The organism is Streptomyces purpurogeneiscleroticus, assembly GCF_020024005.1.
In the GTDB taxonomy this organism is placed as follows: domain Bacteria; phylum Actinomycetota; class Actinomycetes; order Streptomycetales; family Streptomycetaceae; genus Streptomyces; species Streptomyces purpurogeneiscleroticus.
Map to the genome: position 1 here is coordinate 1 of NZ_NHSG01000022.1, position 5694 is coordinate 5694.

Annotated in this window: 5 protein-coding genes and 1 pseudogene; 4 read left to right on the plus strand and 2 right to left on the minus strand. The window is 72.7% G+C overall.

What is annotated here, in order from left to right; all coding sequences use genetic code 11:
• Positions 1 to 72: 72 nt before the first annotated feature.
• Both CCS38_RS00580 and CCS38_RS00585 read left to right on the plus strand, forming a co-directional pair.
• Positions 73 to 585 (plus strand): DUF6328 family protein, encoded by a 513-nt coding sequence (locus tag CCS38_RS00580; RefSeq protein WP_223731193.1) that lies wholly within the window; start codon positions 73 to 75, stop codon positions 583 to 585.
• A gap of 585 nt (positions 586 to 1170) precedes the next feature.
• Positions 1171 to 1947 carry a VOC family protein gene (locus CCS38_RS00585; RefSeq protein ID WP_223731194.1) on the plus strand — a complete coding sequence of 259 codons (777 nt, stop codon included), beginning with the start codon at positions 1171 to 1173 and terminating at the stop codon, positions 1945 to 1947.
• Positions 1948 to 2049: 102 nt separating this feature from the next.
• On the opposite strand, the gene CCS38_RS00590 is transcribed toward CCS38_RS00585, so the two are convergent.
• Positions 2050 to 3531, minus strand: coding sequence for an aminotransferase class I/II-fold pyridoxal phosphate-dependent enzyme (locus tag CCS38_RS00590; RefSeq protein ID WP_223731195.1), 1482 nt, complete (start codon positions 3529 to 3531; stop codon positions 2050 to 2052).
• 123 nt (positions 3532 to 3654) lie between these two features.
• On the opposite strand from CCS38_RS00590, the gene CCS38_RS00595 reads away from it, so the two are divergent.
• Positions 3655 to 4341, plus strand: a complete 687-nt coding sequence (locus CCS38_RS00595) for a coiled-coil domain-containing protein (RefSeq protein ID WP_223731196.1) — start codon at positions 3655 to 3657, stop codon at positions 4339 to 4341.
• Positions 4342 to 4383: 42 nt separating this feature from the next.
• Here the strand turns inward: CCS38_RS00595 and CCS38_RS00600 are convergent, their stop codons facing one another.
• Positions 4384 to 4821, minus strand: a complete 438-nt coding sequence (locus CCS38_RS00600) for an Lrp/AsnC family transcriptional regulator (protein ID WP_030255899.1) — start codon at positions 4819 to 4821, stop codon at positions 4384 to 4386.
• A gap of 164 nt (positions 4822 to 4985) precedes the next feature.
• On the opposite strand from CCS38_RS00600, the pseudogene CCS38_RS00605 reads away from it, so the two are divergent.
• Positions 4986 to 5694 (plus strand): annotated as a pseudogene (locus CCS38_RS00605) (indolepyruvate ferredoxin oxidoreductase family protein); the annotation flags it as partial.

Consider the following 5694-nt stretch of genomic DNA (forward strand, 5'->3'; position numbering starts at 1 on the left):
GCGCCCCCGGACGAGCAGCCGGAGACCCCGCCCGGCGCCCCCGCGCCGGAGCCGCCCGACTGAGCCGGACCGATGACCGAGGACGGCGGGCCGGACGGCCTGGTCAGAGGCCGGCACGAGACCCCTGAGGAGCGGGCGGACCGGCGATGGGCCGAGCTGCTCCAGGAGTTGCGTGTCGCGCAGACCGGCGTACAGATCCTCTTCGGCTTCCTGCTCACTGTCGTCTTCCAGCCCGGCTTCGCGCGCCTGGACGACCTCGGCCGGGACATCTACGTCGTCACGGTCGTGCTCGGCGCCGCGACGACCGGTGCCCTCATCGGCCCGGTGTCACTGCACCGGCTGGTGACGGGGCACCGGCTCAAGCCGCAGACCGTGACGTGGGCCTCCCGCCTCACCGTCCTCGGGCTGGTGCTGCTGCTGTGCACGATGGTGTCGGCCATGCTGCTCATCCTGCGGGTCGCGCTGCACGGCACCGGCGCGTTGTGGCTGGTGGGCGGCATGTTCGTGTGGTTCATTCTGTGCTGGTTCGTGCTGCCGGTGTGCGCGCGGTGCAGCGCCCGGCGCAACGACTCCGACGACCGCTGAACAGGCGGCAGCCGATTGATCAGCGCTGGGGGAGTAGCTGGGGAGTAGCTGGGGGAGTACCGGTGTGAGATCCGGGCCCTCGGAATCCTTGCCGAGGCACCTCGGCAAGCTCATGTGCGCCTCGGCAGGCTCGTGGAGACCGGGCTCGCCGATGCCGCGCTCGGCCGGCGTTGCACCCGTACACGCGCGGCCTTCTCGACACGGCCGATGTCCCGATCCGCAGGCCGTGCCACCGCGGCCGTGCCACCGCGGCCGTGCCACCGCGGCCGGGCCGCCGCCCGCCGGGCCGCCGCCCCGCCGGGCCAGTGACGCCCGGACACCGGGTGGCCTGCCGCTTTCCGCTCGCAGGCGTAGCCTCGGGAGTGCCGGTGCGCTGAGCGCCCGAGCACCGGATCCGTCCCGCGGTCCGCGCGTCCGGCGGTTTCGGACGGGAGGTACCGGGGTGTCGTCCACGCGTGTCCCCGGCGCACGGATGACACTGTGGGGCGAACGGATCAGGCCGGGCCCGGGCCCGGGCCCCGTGCGCCGCGGAGCGGGAGGCCGGTGCGGGGCAGCCCGGCCGGAGCGAAAGGAGTGACGTCCAGCATGGCGTCGACCGAACCTGTGCCAGGAGTTCCGTGCTGGGTCAGCCTGAGCGCGCGCGACCTGAGGGGGGCCGAGGAGTTCTACGGCGCGGTACTGGGCTGGACCTTCCGGCCCGGGGCGCTGGGCGAGGAGTTCTCCGTCGCCTTCATGGACGGCAACCCGGTCGCGGGCCTGGGCGAGCTCGCGGGTGCCCTGCACGTCGCCGTCGCCTGGACCCCTTATTTCGCCGTCGCGAACGCGAACGACTGTGCCGCCCGGATCAGGGAGCGCGGCGGCACGGTCGCCGTCGGCCCCCGCTCCTTCGGGCCCGGCCGCGCCGCGATCTCCGCCGACCGGGACGGTGCCACCTTCGGGATCTGGGAGGGGCGCGTCCCCGCCGGCTGGTCCGTCGGCCAGGGCAGTGCGCCGGCCTGGCTGGAGTTGCGGACGCGGGACGCGTTCGACGCCGCCATCTTCTACGCCGAGGTCCTGCAGTGGGCGGCCGAGGAGGGCAAGGGCTGCGACGTGGCGTACGAGCAGGAGCGGGTGATCGTGCGCGAAAGCGATCACACGGTGGCCGAGCTGCGCGGGGGAGCGATCGAGTCGGCCCCCGACCCGCACGTCCGGCCCCGCTGGCACGTGCACTTCTGCGTACCGGACGTGAAGGCGGCCGCCGAGGCAGCGGTCGCGACCGGGGGCGCGGTCGTCTCCCCGCCGGTGGATACCGAGGGCGGCGGACACCGCTCCACCCTCCGCGACCAGGAGGGCGGCCTCTTCACGGTCACGGAAGGCATCTGAGGACACGCGCCGCCCCCCCCGCGCTACGAGGCGCGTCTACGGCTGCGTCTCCTCCCACTTACGGCTGCGTCTCCTCCCACCTACGGGTGCGTCTCCTCCCGCCTACGGGTGCGTCTCCTCCAGCAGCACCCGGACCGTGCCGAGTGTGGTGTCCCTGGCGTCCGGCAGGTTCATGCCCGCCTCGATGCCGGTTCGCAGATAGTGCAGTACGGGCTCGGTGAGCCGTTCGCCGGGCAGCGCCGCGGGGATGCCCGGCGGGTACGGGGTCAGCATCTCCGCCGCGATGCGCCCGGCCGCCCTGGCCACCGGCACGTCCTCCGTCGCCCCGAAGAACCCGTCCCGCGGCAGACACGCCTGCTCCAGCCGCAGCGTGGCCGGCGGCGGGATCTCGATCTCCGGCGCCGGGCGCAGCTCCGGCGCCGCCCGGCCGAGGTCCTGCAGCGCGGCGAGCAGCCGGTCGGCGGTGGAGCGGTCGTCGGCGTGCGTGATCTGTGTGCTGATCCGGCGGTGGTCGGAGAGGTGGGCGTCGATGCCGCGGTGCACGCGCAGCCAGTCGGCGCAGTGGTACCCCGTCGTGCCCAGCTCGCTGACGTCGATCACCACGGGCAGCGGGTCGAAGTCGTGCCCGAGTCCGGGTCCGCAGAAGTCCGAGCGGTCGTTGACGTGCAGCCCGTCGATCTTCTCGATCCCGGTCCGCACCTCCGCCGCCAGCTCCAGCGCGTGGCCGAGCAGCGCCTCGCCGCGCAGCATCATCTGCCGCCGCCAGCCGTCCATGCCCGCGTACAGCAGTACCGAAGGACTGGTCGTGCCGAGCAGATCGGCGCGGGACTTGAGCAGCGCCGGGTCGATCAGGTCGCCGCCCAGATGGAACACCGACCCCTGCTCCAGACCGCTGCCCATCTTGTGGATGCTGGTCACGCAGACGTCGGCGCCCGCGTCCATGGCCCAGGACGGCAGATCGGGGTGGAAGGGGAGGTGCGCGCCCCACGCCTCGTCCACGATCAGCGGCCGGCCGCGGCGGTGGCAGACCTCGGCGATGGCCGCGATGTCGGCGCAGCTGCCGTACGGCGTGGGGCTGGTGACCAGCGCGCCGCGGGCGTCCGGGCAGGCGTCGAAGGCGGCTTCGTACGCCTCGGCCGAGGGCGCGTGCGCCAGGTGCCGGTCGGCGTCCCACTGCGGTTCCACCCAGACCGGGTTGACGCCCGAGAGGATGAGACCGGACACCACGGACTTGTGCGCGTCCCGGCCGATCAGCAGCTTCTCGTGCGGCCCCGCGACGGCCAGCATCGCCGCCTTGACGGACAGCGAACTGCCGCAGGTGGAGAAGAAGGTGTGCGACGCGTGCACGGCGTCGGCCATCAGGTTCTCCGCGCGCTCCAGCACCCGGCCCGAGGTCCGCCGGTCGTCCAGGCCCCCGCTGGCCAGCACGTCACCGTGGAAGACGGCGTCGCCCAGCACCTCGCGGACCCGGGGATCGGCGCCGCGGGCCTGCTTGTGGCCGGGTGGCGTGAAGGAGAGCCGGCCGAGCTCGTGGTAGTCGGCGAGCGCTTCGAGAACCGGGGCCTGCGTGTGATCCTGTGCCATGTACCCACGGCTTCCCGGGGACGGGTGACACCAATCCGTACATATGCCCTGAGTGTGGCGAGCCGCGTCCCGAACGTGCCGGACGGAAGCCCGGCGGACGGCGGAGCGACGCATACTGGTTGCATGGGAAGCGAGCTGTCGGACACAGCAGGAGCCCAGCAGGGCGACGGGTACGCACGCGCGGAGCGGGTCGATGAACGGGACCGCCTCTCGGACGAGCGTGACCGCCATGCCGATGACCGGGACCGCGTCGCGGACAAGCGCGAACGCGTGGCCGATGAACGGGAACGCCTCGCCGACGGCCGGGAGCGCGCCGCGGACGACCGGGAGGTGCGCCTCCGTGAGCTGGAAAGCCGGCTGGACCACCACGCACAGCGGATGGGGATGGTGTCGGTCGGCAAGCGGGAGCGGTCGTACGAGGCGGTCGAGCGGAACCGCGCCCGGCTCGACGCGTCCGCCGCGGGCCTCGACCGGAGCCACGCCGCGTTGCGCCGCGCGGACGCCAGTGACGACCGGGAACAGAAAGCCGTCGACCGTGAGCTCAGGGCTTCGGAGCGGCAGGCAGCAGCGGACCGCACCGAAGAGCCGCCGGGCGCGGTTTCTGACGACGTGGTGGCCCGGCTGCGCGCGCGGTTCCTCGCGACGGCGGTCGCGCTGGCCGACGCCGAGGACGAGGCCGCCCGTCGCTACGAACGCCTCGTGGCCAAGTACCCGGATGCCGCGGACGGCCACCGGCGCCGGGCCGAACAGGCCCGCGAAGCGGCACGTTGCGCACGTGACGCCGTACAGCGGCTCGGCGGCGAGGCGTGACCGCCGGAGCAGCGGCGAGCGTGACCGACAGAGCACAGGCTCTCAGGTCCGGCTCCACGACCCCAGGACCATCAGCGTCTTCGTGCCCGTGACCCGGCCCGCGCTGCGCAGGCCGTCGATGACCTGCTGCAGATGGGCGATGTCGCGCACCCTGACCTGGATGAGGGCGTCCGGATCGCCGGCGATGGTGAAGACGGCCTGTACTTCGGGGACGTTGTAGGCCGAGCGGACGATCTCGTTGACCCGCGTCGTGCCGGCGTACCGCAGTTCCACGAAGGCTTCGATGCCCCAGCCGAGCTTGCTCTGGTCGATCTGCGCGGCGAAGCCGGTGATGACCCCGATGTCCTTGAGCCGGTCCACGCGCCGCTTGACCGCGGCGACCGAGAGACCCACCTCGGCGGACATCTCGGAGAAGGTCCGGCGGCCGTCCTCGCGCAGCAGCCGCAGCAGGCGGTGATCGATGTCGTCGACCTCAGTCATGCAAAGGAATGTATGCCGGAGCTGATCATTCGTAAATAGTTTGCGCGTTGACGGCGAGTTCTGTGCCGAGTCTTGTGCGTTCCGCTTCGTGTTGCTGTGCTGTGGGCCGTTCGTCACCACCTCATTTCCATGTCCCCCTTCACAACGATGTCGAGGAGGCTTGCGTGAGCACCACACCCGCTGCGGTGTCGCTCGACGACAAGTACACGGCCACCGACGGCCGCGCGCTGATCTCGGGCGTTCAGGCACTGGTACGGCTGACGCTGGAGCAGCGCCGGCTGGACGAGGCCCGCGGCCTCGACACCCGGGCCTTCGTCAGCGGGTACCAGGGATCGCCGCTGGGCGGCGTCGACCTGGAGATGGGGCGCGCGGCCCGCTTCCTGGACGAGGCCGGCGTGGTCTTCCAGGCGGGCGTCAATGAGGAGCTGGCCGCCACGGCGGTGGCCGGCACCCAGATGCTCGGCCAGGTGCCGGGCCGCCGGCACGAAGGCGTGACCGGTTACTGGTACGGCAAGAATCCCGGCCTGGACCGTGCGGCCGATGCCATGCGGCACGCCACCCTCGCCGGTACCGCGCCGCTCGGCGGGGCGGTCGCCTGGATCGGCGACGACCCCGGCTGCAAGTCCTCCACCGTGCCCAGCTCCTGCGAGCGGATGTGCCAGAGCCTGGCGATGCCCGTCCTCGCGCCCGGGTCCGTCGCGGAGATCATTGAATTCGGGCTGCACGCCGTCGCGCTGTCCCGCGCCACTGGGCTGTGGACCGGCCTGAAGATCGTCGCGGACATCGCCGACGCCTCGGCGACCGTCGACTTCGACGCGGTGCGCCAGGGCGTCCCCGAGCCGGACCGCACCGCGCGCCCCACGGCCCCCGCCC